This window comes from Saccharospirillum mangrovi (assembly GCF_003367315.1).
Lineage (GTDB): Bacteria > Pseudomonadota > Gammaproteobacteria > Pseudomonadales > Natronospirillaceae > Saccharospirillum > Saccharospirillum mangrovi.
On the sequence record NZ_CP031415.1, the window covers coordinates 305982 to 323347 of the forward strand.

Consider the following 17366-nt stretch of genomic DNA (forward strand, 5'->3'; position numbering starts at 1 on the left):
CATGTTGCATCTGCTGCGGCAGGTGGTCGAGGAAGTCAACAGCGCGAGGGATCTGCAAACGTCATTACGCACCCTGGTCGGTCGTATTCGCGCCGGCATGGGGGTGCAGGTGTGTTCCGTGTTTTTGTGGGACGCCCACGTCGAACGCTATGTGTTGATGGCGACCGACGGCCTCAGCCAGGACGCCATCGGCAAGCTGACGCTGACGCAGAACCAGGGCCTGATCGGCCTGGTCGGCAAACGCGAAGAACCGATCAACCTCGGCGACGCTACCCGCCACCCCAATTACCATCTGGTGCCCGGCCTGGGCGAAGAACCTTATAAAGGCACCCTGGCGGTGCCGATCATCCACCACCGCAAACTGCTCGGCGTGCTGACCATTCAGAAGACCGAAGCCGGTCGGTTTGGTGACGAAGAAGAAGCCTTTCTGGTCACGCTCTCGGCGCAGTTAGCCGGCGTTATTGCGCACGCCGAAGCCACTGGCGCGCTGTCGGGTCTGAACCTGCTCGGTGGCGAACAACGTGACGTTCGTTTCCACGGTGTGGCCGGCGCTCAGGGTGTCGCCATTGGTCAGGGCCATGTGCTGTTGCCGGCGGCCGATTTGAAAGCGGTGCGGTTCCGGCCGGCCAATAACATTGACGCTGAAGTGGCGTTGTTCGATCAGGCCTTGGGCGCGGTGCGTGCCGAGCTGCGCGCCACGCGCGATAAATTAACCAGTGAATTGCGCCCGGAAGAACTGGCGCTGTTCAACGTCTATGTCGACATTCTCGACGACGCCGCGCTGGGCGACGCCGTTGTCCAGCGCATCCGTCAGGGCGAATGGGCGCAGAGCGCACTCGCCAGCGTGATGCGTGGCTACATTGAGCATTTCGAAAGCATGGACGACAGCTACCTGCGTGAACGCGCCGCCGACATGCGCGACCTCGGCCGCCGCGTGCTGGCTTACTTGCAGGAATCAACGCCGATTCAGGCGATTCCCGAACAGGCGATCCTGATCGGCGAGGAAATTTCCCCAACCGTCTTTGGCGAACTGACCGGCAACAAAATCGCCGGCATCGTCTGCACCCGTGGGTCGGCTAACTCGCACATCGCCATTCTTGCCCGCGCCTTGGATATTCCGACCGTCATGGGCGTACAGGAATTGCCGTGGCAGGCGTTGCAGGGCGAAGAGCTGGTCATCGACGGTTATCGCGGCCATCTGTATTACCGGCTGTCGGATGAAAAACGTCAGTATTTCGAGGCCGTCTGCCGCGAAGAAGCGGCGCGCGAAGCGGGTCTGGAAGCGCTGAAAGATGAGCCGGGGAAAACCCGCGACGGCACTGACATCACCTTGCTGGTCAACACCGGCTTGCAGACCGACATTCTGCGTTCGCAAGACAAAGGCGCCGACGGCGTTGGTCTGTTCCGCACCGAAGTGCCGTTTATGATGCGTGAGCGTTTTCCATCGGAAGAAGAGCAGGCCGCCATTTATCGTGCGCAGTTGGAAGCCTTCGCGCCGCGTCCGGTGACCATGCGCACGCTCGACGTCGGCGGCGACAAAAGCCTGAGCTATTTCCCCATCGTTGAAGACAACCCGTTTCTCGGCTGGCGCGGTATTCGCGTCATGCTCGATCACCCGGAGCTGTTTATGGTGCAGGTGCGCGCCATGCTGCGCGCCAGCGAAGGGCTGAACAATCTCAAAGTCATGCTGCCGATGGTGACCAGCGTCAGCGAAGTGGAAGAGGCGCTGGCGATCATTCATCGCGCGGCCATGGAGCTGAACGAAGAAGGCATAGCCGTGCAGGTGCCGGACGTCGGCGTGATGATCGAAGTGCCATCGGCGGTGTATCTGATTGGCGAGCTGGCCAGCCAGGTCGATTTCATTTCCGTCGGCAGTAACGATTTGACCCAGTATCTGCTGGCGGTGGACCGCAACAACCCGCGCGTCGCCGCCATTTACGACGCCATGCATCCGGCCGTGCTCAAGGCTCTGAAAGCGGTTATCGATGCCGGCAATGCCGCCGGTGTGCCCGTCAGTCTGTGCGGTGAATTGGCTGGCGATGCGCTTGGCGCGGTGATTCTGGTCGGGCTGGGTTATCGGCAGTTGTCGATGAGCAGTTCGAATCTGTTGCGCGTCAAAGCCGTGCTGCGCCAGATCGACGCCGACTGGGCCGGACAGGTGGTTGCCGGCCTGCTGCATCTCGATAACCCCCGTCTGGTGCGTTCGACGCTGCAACTGGCGTTGAAAAAAGCCGGCCTGCCGCTGTCGGCTCTGGGGCTGGCGCCCGCCAGTTGAACTCAGCCGGCCGCTCGCCGTCCAACCCAAATCTGCCATTTGGCCCAGCCTGGTCTAGGCTTGAGGTATTGCAATGAATGCTTGGCCCCGGGAGGCGTGGCTGTTGTGAGAATAAGCACCAACCGGGTGGTCCTGATCCTGGCGCTGTTGGGCATGGTTGGTCTGGCGATGTTGGCGCGCAGTCTGTATCTCAGCGAAAGCACCGACATCCAGCAAGCCTTTCACACCGAAGTCGATCAGTACGCCGTCGCCTTTGAGCGCGAAGTGTTGCTCAATCTGGAAATTCTCTACGCCCTGAATCAGGCACTGGCGACCGCCGACAGCATTGATCCGGACGTGTTCAACCGCGTCACACGCGGCATTCTGCGCCGTTCTCCTGCCATTCAGGCGTTTGCCTGGGCGCCGTTGACGCACCGCTCGGAACGCCCGGCGCTGGAAGCTGGCTTGCAGCAACTGGTGCCTGGCCTGGTGATTAACGAGCGCAACGCGGCGGGCGAGATCGTTCCGGCGGACGACCGCGAATGGTATGTGCCGGTGGCGCTGATCGAACCGATGGCGAGCAATCAGGTGGCGCTGGGGTACGATCTGGGCAGCGAACGGCGTCGGCTGAGTGCCTTGCTGGAAGCGCGCGATACCGGCCGATTGGTCGCCACCGCCGGCATTCGTCTGGTGCAGGAACCGGAAAATCAGCAGGGATTTCTGGTGTTTTCGCCGCTCTATCATGGCGAGCCGGCGGATCAGGATCAGCGGCGGCAGCAGTTGCGCGGTTTCTTCAACGGCGTGTTTCGGGTCGGCGAACTGTTCAATCAATCCATTGGTCTGACCGCCAGCGGCGAGATCTGCCTGCGCATCGTCGATCGCACTACCGGCCAGGACGAAATCCTGCTGGAAAGCATTCCGCCGGGCATCGACCTGTGGCACATGCCGTGGCGCTATGAATCCAAGGTGTTCGATGTGGCCGGCCGGCAATGGTTGATTGAAGCCGTACCGGCGCACGGCTTTGTGGTGTCGCAGCGCGGCTATTTGCCCTGGCTGGTGTTGGGTACGGGGTTGTTGTTCATCTGTCTGCTCAGTGGCTACGTGATCGCAACACTGCGACGCAATGAGGAACTTCAGGCCGCCCGGGACCAACTGGAACACATCTCGTTGACCGACGGCCTCACCGGCCTCGCCAACCGACGCCACTTCGACCAGCACCTGGCACAGGAATGGGCGCGCGCGCAGCGCGAAGGCATTTCGGTGTCGCTGATCATGATCGATATCGATCACTTCAAGAGCTACAACGACGAATACGGCCATCCGGCCGGCGATCAGTGCCTGCGGCGCGTCGCCGAGGCCTTACAAGGCATGGCGCAGCGACCGCTGGATTTGGTGGCGCGCTATGGCGGTGAAGAGTTCGCCATCATCCTGCCGCAGACGCAGCAGCCGTTGCAGGTGGCCGAGCAATGTCGGCAAGCGGTGGAAGCCTTGCAGTTACCGCACGCGTTTTCTGAAGCGGCCAAAGTCATCACCATCAGCGCTGGGGTGTGCACGCGCATGCCCGGAGTGGCTGACCGGCCCGAAGCGCTGACCGAAGGCGCCGATCACGCCCTGTACGAAGCCAAAGAGACAGGCCGTAACCGCGTGAAAAGCTGCGCACGGCCAGATTGAGACGGGTCGTTCGGAATCAGAAATCGCGGACTAACGCGCCCACGTCGGTATGCAGGCCGATCAACTGCTCCAGGCCATTGGGATTGATCAACTGAAACAGCCGGCCGTCGCGTTCAACCGTCGCCTGCACATAGCCGCCGGCCATGTTGGTGTCGGCGTCCTGAGCGTTGAAATACTGCACGCCTTCCACGCGAGCAACCGCCAGGCCCATGCGCGATTCGGGAAAATCAACGATCAACATAAACTGCGGATCGTCCAATTGGCCGTGTCCGGTCATGCGCAGCAGGTCCAGCACCGCCAGCGTTTCACCGCGCAAACTGACCAGACCCATCACGCCCAGGGCGGTGCTGGGGACCGGGTTCAGCGGCTGCCAGGGCACGACTTCCTTGATCAGCGTGGCCGGAAAGGCCAGCGGTTCCTGATCCAGGAAAACCACGACCCACATTTCGTTCGACATCGTCATCGATCGCTCCTCGTCGACTGGCACCGGCCAATCCTCTTCATTCAGCCTAGACAGGGGTCTGCGAGGCTGCAAACCAGAACATCGGCCGCAGGCCGCCAAGCTTGAGACTCAGCGCTGTGCTTCTGGTACTGTGAGCGCCCTTCACGAGGACACCCATGCCCTTTACCGACGAACAGCAGGCGGTTATCGCACACCCCGGCGGCCATGCCCGCATTGTCGCGGTAGCCGGTTCCGGCAAAACCTCTACGCTGACCGCCTATCTGGGGCGTCGTCTCAACGCTGGCGCCAACCCACGCCGTTTGCTGGTGTTGATGTACAACAAAGCCGCCCAGCAAGACGTCGCCCGGCGTCTGGCGGCGCAACACCCGAACCTGACCTTGCCCGAAGTGCGCACCTTTCACTCGCTCGGCTACCGCATCCTGCAACGGCTGGTGCACGACGGCGACGTGCGGCCGGTCAACTGGGATCTGCTCAGCGATGCCCAGGTTGAACCCGTGGTCTGGCGCTTGTTGCGCGCCGCCGCAGAAGACGAAGAACAGGCCGAAGACATCCTCAGTCGCAAGAAGAAATGGGTCGAACCGGCGCTGAATTATTTTGAACTGGTGAAAAGCAGTCTGGCGTCGCCGGCCGAGGTGTTTGAGCAAAGCGGTCTGCCCAAGGCGTGCCGTTTGTTCATCGAGGTGTTCGAACAATTTGAGCAGTGGCGCGCCGACCAGCGCCGACTCACCTTTGCCGATTTACTCTACGACCCGGTGCGCTGTCTGATCGCCAAACCGGACGTCGCCGCACGTTTTGCCGGGCACATGGACGAAATCCTGGTGGACGAATATCAGGACATCAATCCGATCCAGCAACGGCTGCTGGAAATTCTGCACGGCGGGCGCGGGCAGGTGATGGTGGTCGGCGATCCGGATCAGACGATCTACGAATTTCGCGGCTCGGAACCATCGCTGTTAACCGACGCCTTCCAACGCCATTTTCCGGAACCGCGCGATTACCAACTGAGCTGGACCTTCCGCTACGGCCACCAACTGTCGCTGCTCGCCAATCAATTGATTCAGGCCGGTGCCGATCGCGTTGCGGCCAGTACGCTGTGTCTGTCGCACGTCAGCACACCGCGCACGCGGGTACGGCAAATGCGCAGCGACGACAGCGCCCAGGCCGCGCTCGACTGCATCCAGGCCTGGCAACGCGAGCGCCCGCTGACCGACATCGCCGTGCTCAACCGGCTGTGGGCCAACAGCGCCCGGCTGGAACTGAAACTGTTGGCCGCCAACTTGCCGTACCGACTGGAAAGCCATCGCACCGTGCTGGAACGTTTCGAGCTGGCGCCGTTCTGGGTATTGCTCGATCTCGCCAGCGGCGACTTCAGCCGCTACAGCGATGAACAACGCCGCCATGCCTGGCGCACCTTGCTGACGCAGCCGTACCTGAAAATCCGCAAGGCGATCGTCGATGAATTGCTGGCGAAACTGGCCGGCGTTGCCAGCGACACCGCGCGGCATTTCCGCAACGCCCTGCCCGACAATCTGGCCGGTTTTCAGGCCGACCAATTGCTCGAACGCGCACGGCTGATGCAAAAAGCCGAAGCCAGCCAGAGCAGCGCCACCGAACTGGTCAGCGGCTGGCTGATCGGCACCGACTACTTGAACGCCCTGCGCGACAACGCCTTTTCCGCCCAGCAAGTGGACGATCAGGTCGCGACTGTCACCGCCTTTGTCGATTTCATCGCCGCCCAGCGCTGGAGTGCCGCCGAAGCCGCCGACCAACTGCGCGCACTGCAAGCGCAACGCCGCGCCGGCGGTCAGAACGGTGTGACGCTGACCTCGATCCACAAAGCCAAAGGCCGCGAATGGCCGTGCGTGCTGATACCGGAACTGAACGCCCGTTTTTACCCCTACCACCCCGAAGGCGATTTAAGCCGGCCGGCCAACGAAGACAGCGAACGCCGCCTGCTCTACGTCGCCTTAACCCGCGCCCGCGACGAAGCCGTGCTGCTGACGCCGCTGAACCGGCAAGACACCCCCGACAGCCCGTTCTGGCGCGACCTCAGTTGGGACGGCTGTCGCCTGCTGGCCGACGCTCTCGACGCTGGCGTTACAGAAGTAACGCTGCCCGATTCGATGAACGCCGATGTCGTATCGCGTTATCTCGCCGCTCAGGGCCGCCAACTGACGGTGCATTGGGAACGCACCACACCCACTAATTCCACCGCCTTGGGTCGCCGTCTGCGCCATCCCAAGTTCGGTGCCGGTCAATTGCTCAGCGACGATGGTGACCGCTTGCAGATTCGTTTTCTGCGCGACGGCCAGGCACGCCAGTTCGACCGTCGGCAAACCTGGCCGCTGCTGGAATGGCTCGACGACTGAGCGAATTTTGAACAACGGCTGAACCCGAGTGTCAGCGCTGTGCAAAGGGATCGGTGGCGATGCGTAAGACCGCGCCAGGCCGGCTTGAACTTTGTCAGCGCGCTTTTTAAAACAGCGACGTCCGTCACGTCTGCGTCCGCAGACGTCGGGGGTCGTTCCTCGGCCCCGACTGACACCCCAATTCAACTGTAAATTTCCGGGAGTGTGAGATGCTCGAATGTCAGAGCGTCAGCCGCCGTTTTGGTGATGTTATCGCGGTGGACGACGTTAGTTTTCGGGTGGATAGCGGCCAGATCATCGGCTTGCTCGGCCATAACGGGGCCGGAAAAACCACCATCATGCGCATGATCACCGGCGCACTTGAACCTTCCTCCGGCCGTATTTTCTGGGACGGCCAAGACCTGCAAACCCACGCTCTGGCGCTGCACAGCGCCATCGGTTATCTGCCAGAGCAATTGCCCGTTTACCCCGAGATGACACTGATCGAATACCTCGACTACTGCGCCGCCCTGCGCGGCTTGCAGACGGTCGAGGCGCGCCGTCAGGCGGTGCGTCGTGTGGTCGCCGATACTCAATTGGAGCCCAAGCTGTTCAGTCGTATCCAAACGTTGTCACGCGGATACAAGCAGCGCGTCGGCGTGGCGCAGGCGTTGCTGACCGAGCCGCGCCTGGTGGTGCTCGACGAACCCACCAACGGCCTCGACCCGGAGCAGACGCAGCACATGCGCGAGCTGATTCAGCGCCTGGGCAAAACCGCCACGGTGATTCTGTCGACGCACATCATGCAGGAAGTGCAGGCGGTCTGTGACCGGGTGCTGATGGTGCAACAGGGGCAACTGACGCTGGATGCGTCGCTGGCGCAACTGAGCGAACAACGCCGGCTCGATGTGCGTTGCGCCGATGTTGAGCGGGCGAGGGCGCAGTTATCGGGATTGGCGGGTATTGCCCGCATCGAGGTCTCTGGTGAGCGTTTGTCGCTGACGCTGAACGAGGCCACCGAACGCGATGCGCTGGCGGCCGAAGTCAGCCGGCGATTGGTGCAGGCCGGTGTCGATCTGTACGGCCTGCACAGCGAACAGCAGGATCTGGAGCGGCTGTTCTTTGCTGGCCGCAATGCGCAAAAGGAGACCGCTCATGTGGCTTAAACACAGTCTGGAAGTGGCGCGCAAAGAACTCAGCATCCACTTTGCCTCGCCGCTGGCGTATCTGTTTTTGGCGGCCTTCGCGCTGATCTCGGTCTTTATGGTGTTCTGGGTCGATGCCTTTTTCGCCCGCAACATCGCCGATGTGCGGCCGTTGTTCGACTGGATGCCGGTGATGCTGATCTTCCTGGCCGCAGCGCTGACCATGCGTTCCTGGAGTGAAGAGCGACGCAGCGGCACGCTGGAACACGTGCTGACATTGCCGGTGCGCAGCATCAGCTTTGTGCTCGGTAAGTTCCTCGCCGGCTGGATCTTGCTGGCGCTGGCCTTGGTTTTGACGTTGCCGATTCCGTTTATGGTCGGCTTGGTGGGCGATCTCGACTGGGGCCCGGTCTGGGCCGGTTATCTGGCGACGCTGTTGCTGGGTGCTTTGTATTTGTCGATTGGTCTGGCGGTCAGTTCGCGCACCGACAACGCCCTGATCAGCCTGTTGGTTACCGTCGCCGTGGCTGGCGTTTTCTGGTTGATCGGCCATCCGTTGTTGACCCGGTTGTTGCCCAGCGATGTCGCCTCGGTGTTCGCGCTGATCGGCAGCGGTTCGCGTTTCGATGCCATCACCCGCGGCATTCTCGATGTGCGCGATCTGTACTACTACCTCAGCCTGTCGCTCGCTTTCCTGGCGTTCAACGTCTACAGCCTGGAGCAGGTGCGTTGGGACAACCGCACGCGCCGGCCGCTGCATCAGCGCTGGCGTGCGGGCGTGGCCTTGGTCGTCGCCAACCTGCTGATCGCCAACCTCTGGTTGCAACCGGTCACGGCACTGCGCGCCGACACCACCGCCGGCCAGCTGTATTCGGTGTCGCCAGTGACGCGTCAGACATTGGCGCAATTGCAGGAACCGCTGGTGCTGCACGGCTATTTCAGCGACCGCACGCACCCCTTGCTGGCGCCGCTGATTCCGCAGTTGAAAGACCTGATGCGCGAATACGAAACCCTGGGCCACGGCCAGGTGCAGGTTGAGTTTGTCGACCCGACTGCACACCCGGACGTGGAAAAACGCATCAACGATAACTACGGCATTCAGCCGACACCATTCCGCGTCGCCGACCGTTATCAATCGTCGGTGGTCAGTTCCTATTTCGACATCCGCGTGCAGTACGGCGACGAAGATAAGGTGCTCAACTTCCAGGATTTGATCGAGGTACGCCAGACGCCGCAGGGCGACATCGACGTGCAATTGCGCAACCCCGAGTACGACCTGACCAAGGCGATTCGCTCGGTGGCCGAGCAATACCGCGCCGGTGGCGATCTGTACGCGCTGCTCGATCAGCCGGTCACCTTGACCGCCTACGTCTCGCCCGACGTCCAACTGCCGGACAGTCTGGTCGAGTTCCGCCAGACACTGACCGACACCGCAAACGCCATCAAGGCCGACGCCAACGGCCAGTTCGACTGGCGCATTCAAGACCCGCAAGCCGGCGACGGCCAATTAGCCGAGCAACTGGCGCGCGATTACGGCTTTCAGCCGATGGTGGCCGGGCTGCTCAGCCCCAGTCCGTTCTATTTCTATCTGATGCTGTCTACCGACGATCAGAACCTGGCGCTGCCGTTGCCGGCCGACCTGACCGAAACGGCGCTGCGCGACAGCCTCGACACCGGCTTGAAGCGTTTTGTTGATGGCCTGAACGCCACCGTCGGTCTGGTCACGCCCGGCACCGTTGATTCGCCAATGGGGCCGCAACCGGCCAGCCGTCGCTTCTCGACGCTGCGTCAGTGGCTGTCGGACAGCTACGCGGTGCGCACGGTCGATCTGAGCAGCGGCCAGGTGCCGGCGGCGATTGATCTACTGCTGGTGATGGCGCCGGAGAATCTGGACAGCAGCGCCGTCTTCGCGCTCGACCAATACCTGATGCGCGGCGGCCGGGTGGTGCTGACCACCGGCAGTCAGGACATCCAACTGACGCGGCAGGATTTAAGCGCCGTGCCGATGAATTCAGGGCTGGACGACTGGCTGGCGGGACTGGGTATATCGCTCAGCGACGATCTGGTGATGGACCCGCAAAACGCTGCCTTCCCGGTGCCGGTGGTGCGTCAGGCCGGTGGCTTGCGCTTCCAGGATTACCGGATGCTGGACTACCCCTACTTCGTCGATATCCGCGCCGATGGCCTGAACAGCGAGCAGCCGGCCACCACCAGCCTGCCGCGCTTGACGGTGCCCTGGGCGTCCGCGCTGAGCTACGAGACATCGCAGTCCGACGACGCACCGACGCTCACCACCCTGGCGCAGAGTTCGCCGCAGTCGTGGCTCGGCTCCGCCGCTCAGGTGATGCCAACCTTGAGCGCCGACGGCCAGGCGAATTTCCCGCCGGGCGACGACAACGGCCGTCAGACGTTGGTACTGGCGTTGAGCGGCCGTATGCCGTCTTACTTCGCCGGTCAGCCATCGCCGTTGCTGGATAAAGCGGAAAGCGACAGCGACGACAGCGATGCCGCCGCCAGCCCGACGCTGAGTGCAGTCATCGAGCGCTCGCCGGAATCAGCGCGCTTGATCGTCATCGGTTCCAACGATTTTGCCAGCGACACCACCTTGCAACTGGCAAGCGCCGCCAGCGGTGCCGACGACAGCGGGCAACTGCCGCTGCTGTCCAACCTGGCGGAATGGTCGCTCGACGACAGCGGCCTGATGACCATCCGTTCCGGCAACCGTTTCAACCGCACCCTGCCGAGCCTGACGCCAACCGGACAGCGCGTCTGGGAATACGGCACTTATGCGGCTGTGCTGCTGGTGTTGTTGGTGATGATCGGTGTGCAGCGCTGGCGTCGCCGGCAACGGCTGCACCAACTGGCGCAATGGGTCGATGGAGGTCGTGATGTTGAATAAATTCAATCGTTGGTTGCTGGCCGCGCTGGCAATCCAACTGGTGCTGGTTGTCGCCGTGGTTAGTGGCGTCTGGTTGCGGCCGAGCGGTGCCGACAGCAAACCGCTGCTCACCGGCTCGCGTGAGGCGATTCAGGAACTGCGGATCACCGACCACAGCGGCGATGACGCCAGCAACATCACCCTCAATCGCCATGACGATGGCTGGCAGTTCATCGTAAACGGCGTGGTGATTCCCGCCTCGACGGCACGCGTGGACACCCTGCTCGATGGCCTGTTCGACGCCCAGTTGAGCTGGCCGGTGGCGCACAGCGGCTCGGCGGCCAAGCGTTTTGAAACCGCCGACGATAACTTCCGGCGCCAGCTGACGCTGGTCACCGACGATGGCGAGCAGACGCTCTACTTCGGCACCTCGCCCAGTTATCAGCAGTTGCACGTGCGCCGCGCCGACGACAACGCCGTCTACGCCATCGATCTGGAAGCCAATCAACTGGATGCCGACGGCGACCATTGGCTGGACAATCGGCTGTTGCAGATCGAGCCGAGTACGCTCAGCCAGGCGACGCTGAACGACATCGAGCTGTACCAGACCGACGACGGCTGGGTGACCGACGGCAGCGTCGCCAACCCGAACCCGGCGCACTGGCAGGACTGGCTGGAGCGCTGGCACAGCGTCATCGTCAGCAACCTGATTGACGGCGACGATGCCGACAGCCTGACCGCCACCGACCCGGTGTTAACGGTCGATTTCGGCGACGCCGGCCAGTATCGGTTGTTTCACGATGGCGACCGCTACGCGCTGGTAAGCAGTCTTCAGGACGGCCTGTTCCGCATTTCCAACGGCACCGGCGAGGCGCTCAGCAACATCGATGCGTTGTGGCAGGACGACCCGGACGAGCCGTCTTAAACGGCACTCGCAAGCCGGTTTTTCTGACTCAGTAAAAGGGCGGCGTTCAGCCGCCCTTCGTCTGTTCATCGGCGCTGGCCTCTGGCTTAATACGGCCTCAATTTTTCCGGAGCAAGGCGTTATGTGGTTAGCCTGGTTGGCCGTGATCGGCGGTTTGGTGGTGCTGGTGTGGAGTGCAGATCGCTTTGTCGATGGCGCTGCAAGCACAGCCCGATACGCGGGCATGTCACCGCTGCTGATCGGTATGTTGATCGTCGGTTTTGGCACCTCGGCACCGGAACTGGTGGTGTCGGTGATTGCCGCGTCCGATGGCAACCCGGGCCTGGCATTGGGTAACGCTTACGGCTCCAACATCACCAACATCGGTCTGGTGGTCGGTCTGGTGGCGGTGATTGCGCCGATACAGGTGCAGTCGGCCATTGTGCGCCGCGAATTGCCGATTCTGCTGGCGGTCACGCTGTTTGCCGGCTGGCAATTGCTCGACCACGAACTGTCGCGCCTCGATGGCTTCCTGTTGCTGGTCGTCTTTGCCGGCACCATGGGCTGGTCGATTTTGCAGGGTCGGCAGCCGGGCGATGCGCTGGAAGCCGAATACAGCGAGCAATTGGACAGCCATGAGATGACGCTGCGGGCATCCATCCTCTGGCTGATCGTTGGTTTGATCGGCTTGGTGTTGAGTTCACGCGCGTTAGTGTGGGGCGCGGTGGACATCGCCTCCAGCCTGGGCGTCAGTGATCTGATCATTGGTCTGACCGTCGTTGCCATCGGCACCTCGCTGCCAGAACTGGCGTCGTCATTGGCAGCGATCCGCAAGAAGCAGCATGACCTGGCACTGGGCAACGTCATTGGTTCTGGCTTGTTCAACACCCTGGCCGTGGTCGGACTGGCGTCCACCATCAGCCCGATGCAGACCGACCCGGCGGTATTGAGCCGCGACTGGGTGTTGATGTCTGCACTGACGGTGTTGTTGCTGATCATGGGCATCGGCATGCGTCAGCGGCAAGGGCGCATCAATCGGTTTGAAGGCGCGTTTCTGTTGCTGATCTACCTGGCCTACACAACCTATCTGGTTCAACTGGCGCTGAGCGGCGGTTAGGGTTTTAACCATGCCGGCACTGTTTCATCTGGCTTTTAACGTGACTGATCTGGACGAAGCGCGCCGTTTCTACGGCGGCGTGCTCGGCTGTGTGGAAGGTCGCTCGACCGACACCTGGGTCGATTTCGAACTCTACGGTCATCAGTTATCGCTGCACTTGGGTGAGGTCTGGACCACGCGCAACACCGGCCAGGTCGACGGCGTTGCGGTGCCAATGCCGCATTTCGGCGTGATACTGCCACTCGCCGACTGGCAAGCGCTGGCGGATCGATTGCAACAGGCCGGCACCGACTTCGTGATTCCACCGACCAAACGCTACGCCGGCCAGCCGGGCGAACAGCACACGCTGTTTTTCTACGACCCGTTTGGTAACCCGATTGAAGCCAAAGGCTTTGCCGATTTCGCCGGCTTGTTTGAACGTTAAGCCGACAAGCTGACCGCTTCGGCCAGCACACCAAAACGCTGACGAAAAGCGCGTTCACCGGCCGGGCTGAACAACAGGCTGCGCGATTGCGGATCGCGCCGCGCCCAACCTCGCCGCAACACCTCCTCAAGAATCCATTGCCCCACCTGACCGGCTAAGTGGCTGCGGCGTTCGCTCCAGTCGAGGCAGGCGCGACACAGCGGCCGTCGGCTGCGCTGGGCGACAAATCCCCACTGCGCGAATTGCGCCTGGCCGGCATCGGTGAGCTGGCATTGGTCGGCGTAACTGTCGATCAACCCTTGAGCGCAAAGTCCGTCGTGCAATTGCACGCCCAATTGCCCGGCCAGGTGGTCGTAACAGACACGTGCCCGGCGTAAGGCGATGTCGTCCGGCCCGGTCGCAATCGTCGGTGCCTGAGCGGCAGATAAACCAAACAACCGCTCCAGCAATTCCGCCACCGGCGCACCGTTCAATTCGAAATACCGATGTCGCCCCTGCTTACGCAATTGAATCAGGCCACTGCGCTGTAACCGCGCCAAATGGCTGCTGGCGGTGGACGGGCTGATGTCGGCGCAGAGCGCGAGTTCGGTGGCGGTCAGCGCTTGGCCTCCGAGCAAGGCGGTCAGCATCTGAGCGCGGCTGGGATCGCCGAGTTCGGCGGCCAGTTGAGCGATGTCCGGTTGCATGGCGTGGTCCTGTGAAGAGCCGGTGGTGACAGTCTGCAACACCTCGATTGCCGACACTTCGATGCCCATCGAAGCGAGGCCGTAACGCGCCGCTTAGGCTGCCGACTCCATTGAACCGGAGTCCAGCCATGACCATCACCTGTTTTATCGAGTATCGCATTGATCCAAGCCAGCGCGAGCAGTTCGCTGAATACGCACGCCGTTGGGGCGAGATTATTCCCGCCTGCGGCGGCCAGTTACTGGGTTATTTTCTGCCTTGGGAAGGCACTAATTATCAGGCCTGGGGGTTGATCAGTTTTGCCAGTCTGGCTGAGTACGAAGCGTATCGGGTGCGCTTGCGCAATGACGCCGCCGGTCGTGCTAATTTCGAGTTCGCCCAACGCGAGGGTTTTATTCTCGAAGAACGGCGGACCTTTTTAACGCCGGTACCGGAAAGCTGCGATTGGCTAACGGAGGCGCAGCCATGATCGCGGTGATTTTCGAAGCGCTGCCCAACGCAGGCCGCCAGGACGATTATCTGGCGGCAGCAGAACGGTTGCGGGCGCAGCTGATCAATCAGCCGGGCTTTATTTCCATCGAGCGGTTTCAGAGTCTGACCAAGCCGACCAAGTTGTTGTCGTTGTCGTTCTGGCAGGACGAAACGGCGGTGCGACTGTGGCGCGAACAGAGCGATCATCGCCAGGCGCAGGCCGCCGGAAGGACGGAGATTTTTACGGATTATCGTTTGCGGGTGGCGCAGGTGTTGCGCGATTACGGTCGGTTTGATCGAGAGGAAGCGCCGGCCGATTGAGCCGGCGCTTAGCTTGGCAAAATCAGAACAATTTCTTGCTCGCCAGCGCCGCGCCCTCGGCCAGTGACGCCAGTTTTTTCCAGACGATTTTGGAATCGACTTTGCCAACGCCCGCGAACGTGGCGAAGCCGCAGTCGGTGCCGGCCATCACGCGTTCGCGGCCCACAATGTCGGTGAATTGCTGAATGCGCTGGGCGATCAGTTCCGGGTGTTCAACGTAGTTGGAGGTGGAATCGATCACACCTGGCACCAGAATTTTGTTGTCCGGTAATTTGGTTTCTTTCCAGATTTGCCATTCGTGCGCGTGGCGTGGGTTCGAGGCTTCGAACAGAATCGCCGACGGTTTGGCTTTTAAAATCACGTTCATGATTTTGCGCAAGTCGATGTCGTAAGTGTGTGGGCCTTCGTAGTTGCCCCAGCACACGTGCATACGCAGTTTTTCCGCCGGAATGTTCACCAGCGCGGCGTTCAGCGCTTCGACCTGCAACTCGGCCTGAGCCAGGAATTCGGCTTCGGTTAAATCCTGGAAGCCGGTGTGGCGCGCCATCGCCAAATCCGGGCAGTCCAGTTGCAGCACAAATCCCGCATCGACAATGGCTTCGTATTCCGGCTGCATCGCCTTGCTGATGGCTTCCAGATACTCGGCGATGCTGGGGTAATACTGGTTCGGCTGGAACGCCGACACCACGCCCGGCGAAGCGGCGTTCATAAAGGCGTCGGTGACGTTCGCGCCATCAACTGCGCTTTTGAAATTCTTCAGATCGAAATTCAGCGGCTCGGTGGTGGAGACTTCCACCGGGCCGGTGCAGCACAGCCGTTTGAAACTTTGCTTGCCGGCGACCAGCGCCATCTTTTCCTGATATTCCGGGTAGTCGGCGAGGTCCAGTGCGACTTTGCGCGGCTGGTGGCCGTCGAAACCGGTGAGGCGGTCTTTGATGTAGGTGGCGTAGCCGATCTTGCTCAGCTCGCCGTCGCTGATCACGTCGATACCGGCGTCGGCCTGAAGTTTCACCACTTCGCGTACGGCCTCAGATACCACGGCTTCAAACTGTTTCGGATCGGTTTCGGTGCCGTGTTCGCGTGCCATCAAGACATCCACCACGGCTTGGGAACGCGGCAGGCTGCCGACGTGGGTGGTCAGAATGCGGTCGGTGCTCAGTTTCATTGGAGGCTTCCTTTTCTTGGAGATTCTTTTGAGAAGTCAGTGCCGCAGCACCGGGATTTGCCTGGACGGCAGTGTACAACCTGAATGCGAATTCGGCATTCAGGCGAGCCAGTATTGGTAGGCGTGCAGGGCGATAAAATCGATCACCAACACCGTCGGCGCGTACCAGCGGTTCAGCCGCAACAGCGCGCGTGCCGAAACGCCATAGCGCGATTGCAGCGCCAGCTGAATGCCGGAAAACGGCGACAGCGCCACGCCCAGCGACCAGCTCATCAGAAACACCAGACCGAGCAGATTCGGATCGTTGATTGCCGGCATCAGCAGACTGCCCGCCAGTGCGACCGTGGTTACCGGGTGCATGCCGATCATCGCCAGGCCGATCATGATGACCAGCACAATAAACGCCTGGTTGGCACCGAATTGCTCGAACTGCACTTCAACATTGAACGACGCCAGCAGCGCAGCGACGCCTGCCGCCATCACCGCTGCGGCCAAAAACAACGACACTTCGCCACCGAGTTTGGGCAGGTTTTGCTGGATGTGATTGAGCGTGGCGCTGGCGCCTGCGCGGCCCTGGCGCAGCGTCACCCAAAGCGGCGCGAAGACGACCGAAATCAGCGTTACCAACGTCAGTACCGAGACATTCGGCCAGCGGTGATGCGCCACCATCACCAGAACGGCGAGCAAGGTCGGCAGCCACAGTGAACCGAGATGCATCGGGTAGCCGACGGATTGGGCGGCGTCCGGGTGGCGGCGAATCTGGATGATGGTGAACGTCAACGCGGCGATGGCCGCTGGCAGACCGATGGTCACCAGCGTCGCCAGTTGCGCACCGGGCGCGCTGATTAAGGCGATACCCATGGCGGCAAAGAATGGCGACCAGAACGCCGCTGCGCTGAAGCCACGCAAAATCACCAGCGCTTGCAGCGGTTGCAGCTTGCCATTTTTAGACAGCCGGTCGCCAAGAATGGTGATGGTCGACATATTGATGACCGAGCCGATCAGGTGGCCGCCGAGCAGGGTGCGAATCAAAGCGCGGGTGCCGGTGGGGCGGTCGTCGCTGGTGCCGGTCGTGGTGCCGTTGACCAGACGCAGAAAGCTGACGCCCATCAACATCGCAATCACGGTCTGGTTGGCGTTCAGTGCCTGGCGTAAATACAGCCAGTCGGCGCCGCGTACTAACCCGATGACCAGACCCAGAACACCCAATCCAAACATGGCGCGCACCTGCCAGCGTTGCGGCCCTTTCAGGCTGCCAAGCAACAGGATAGCGGAACACCAGACCAAAGCGCCGGCGGTCCAGGACGGCCAGGCCGCAAACAGGGAGGCAGCGATGGCGCACAGAATGACGCTCATCAGCGTCCAACCGGCCACTAAAAAACGCCAGCGGGATTGGGCGCTGGCCGGTGTGGGTGCAGTCATGGCAACAGGGTGTGGATGGGCGGAGCGCCAGCATAACCGATGCCGTGGCGAATGCCCGAACCGGCCGCTCGAATGGTGCGTTCCATAGGGGCGCAAACG

General features: G+C 61.6%; 14 protein-coding genes. 10 read left to right on the forward strand and 4 right to left on the reverse strand.

The genetic code is table 11. From position 1 onward, the window contains the following. The first annotated feature begins 1 nt into the window (after position 1). A complete protein-coding gene (ptsP, locus tag DW349_RS01495; RefSeq protein ID WP_108127463.1) occupies positions 2-2275 on the forward strand; it encodes a phosphoenolpyruvate--protein phosphotransferase in 2274 nt (757 codons plus the stop codon). Positions 2276-2380: 105 nt separating this feature from the next. Continuing rightward, positions 2381-3925 carry a CHASE domain-containing protein gene (locus tag DW349_RS01500; RefSeq protein ID WP_157954460.1) on the forward strand — a complete coding sequence of 515 codons (1545 nt, stop codon included), beginning with the start codon at positions 2381-2383 and terminating at the stop codon, positions 3923-3925. A 16-nt stretch (positions 3926-3941) separates the two neighbouring features. On the opposite strand, the gene DW349_RS01505 is transcribed toward DW349_RS01500, so the two are convergent. After that, positions 3942-4388, reverse strand: coding sequence for a chemotaxis protein CheW (locus tag DW349_RS01505; RefSeq protein ID WP_108127459.1), 447 nt, complete (start codon positions 4386-4388; stop codon positions 3942-3944). Between the two features lie 155 nt (positions 4389-4543). On the opposite strand from DW349_RS01505, the gene DW349_RS01510 reads away from it, so the two are divergent. The 6 genes from DW349_RS01510 (at position 4544) to DW349_RS01535 (ending at position 13204) form a co-directional block, all read left to right on the forward strand. Further along, positions 4544-6757: an ATP-dependent helicase gene (locus DW349_RS01510; RefSeq protein WP_108127457.1), complete on the forward strand. Its 2214-nt coding sequence runs from the start codon at positions 4544-4546 to the stop codon at positions 6755-6757. 209 nt (positions 6758-6966) lie between these two features. Continuing rightward, positions 6967-7902, forward strand: coding sequence for an ABC transporter ATP-binding protein (locus DW349_RS01515; protein WP_108127455.1), 936 nt, complete (start codon positions 6967-6969; stop codon positions 7900-7902). Next, positions 7892-10780: a Gldg family protein gene (locus tag DW349_RS01520; protein ID WP_108127453.1), complete on the forward strand. Its 2889-nt coding sequence runs from the start codon at positions 7892-7894 to the stop codon at positions 10778-10780. The genes DW349_RS01515 and DW349_RS01520 overlap by 11 nt, the downstream gene beginning before the upstream one ends. Then, entirely contained in the window at positions 10770-11684 is a 915-nt protein-coding gene (locus DW349_RS01525) for a DUF4340 domain-containing protein (RefSeq protein WP_157954459.1), read from the forward strand. Before DW349_RS01520 ends, DW349_RS01525 begins: the two co-directional genes overlap by 11 nt. 121 nt (positions 11685-11805) lie before the next feature. After that, on the forward strand, positions 11806-12780 hold the full coding sequence (locus DW349_RS01530; protein WP_108127449.1) for a calcium/sodium antiporter: 975 nt from the start codon (positions 11806-11808) through the stop codon (positions 12778-12780). Between the two features lie 10 nt (positions 12781-12790). After that, positions 12791-13204 carry a VOC family protein gene (locus DW349_RS01535; RefSeq protein WP_108127447.1) on the forward strand — a complete coding sequence of 138 codons (414 nt, stop codon included), beginning with the start codon at positions 12791-12793 and terminating at the stop codon, positions 13202-13204. Here the strand turns inward: DW349_RS01535 and DW349_RS01540 are convergent. Next, positions 13201-13959, reverse strand: a complete 759-nt coding sequence (locus DW349_RS01540; RefSeq protein ID WP_232819388.1) for an ArsR/SmtB family transcription factor — start codon at positions 13957-13959, stop codon at positions 13201-13203. The two genes, DW349_RS01535 and DW349_RS01540, sit on opposite strands and share 4 nt — an antisense overlap. A 59-nt stretch (positions 13960-14018) precedes the next feature. On the opposite strand from DW349_RS01540, the gene DW349_RS01545 reads away from it, so the two are divergent. Continuing rightward, positions 14019-14357, forward strand: coding sequence for an NIPSNAP family protein (locus DW349_RS01545; protein WP_108127445.1), 339 nt, complete (start codon positions 14019-14021; stop codon positions 14355-14357). Next, positions 14354-14680: an antibiotic biosynthesis monooxygenase family protein gene (locus DW349_RS01550; protein WP_108127443.1), complete on the forward strand. Its 327-nt coding sequence runs from the start codon at positions 14354-14356 to the stop codon at positions 14678-14680. Before DW349_RS01545 ends, DW349_RS01550 begins: the two co-directional genes overlap by 4 nt. Positions 14681-14702: 22 nt before the next feature. Here DW349_RS01550 and DW349_RS01555 read toward each other — a convergent pair whose 3' ends face one another. After that, complete coding sequence (locus tag DW349_RS01555; RefSeq protein ID WP_108127441.1) at positions 14703-15845, reverse strand: cobalamin-independent methionine synthase II family protein; 1143 nt, start codon at positions 15843-15845, stop codon at positions 14703-14705. Between the two features lie 99 nt (positions 15846-15944). Next, entirely contained in the window at positions 15945-17267 is a 1323-nt protein-coding gene (locus DW349_RS01560; protein ID WP_108127439.1) for a hypothetical protein, read from the reverse strand. Positions 17268-17366: the final 99 nt, after the last annotated feature.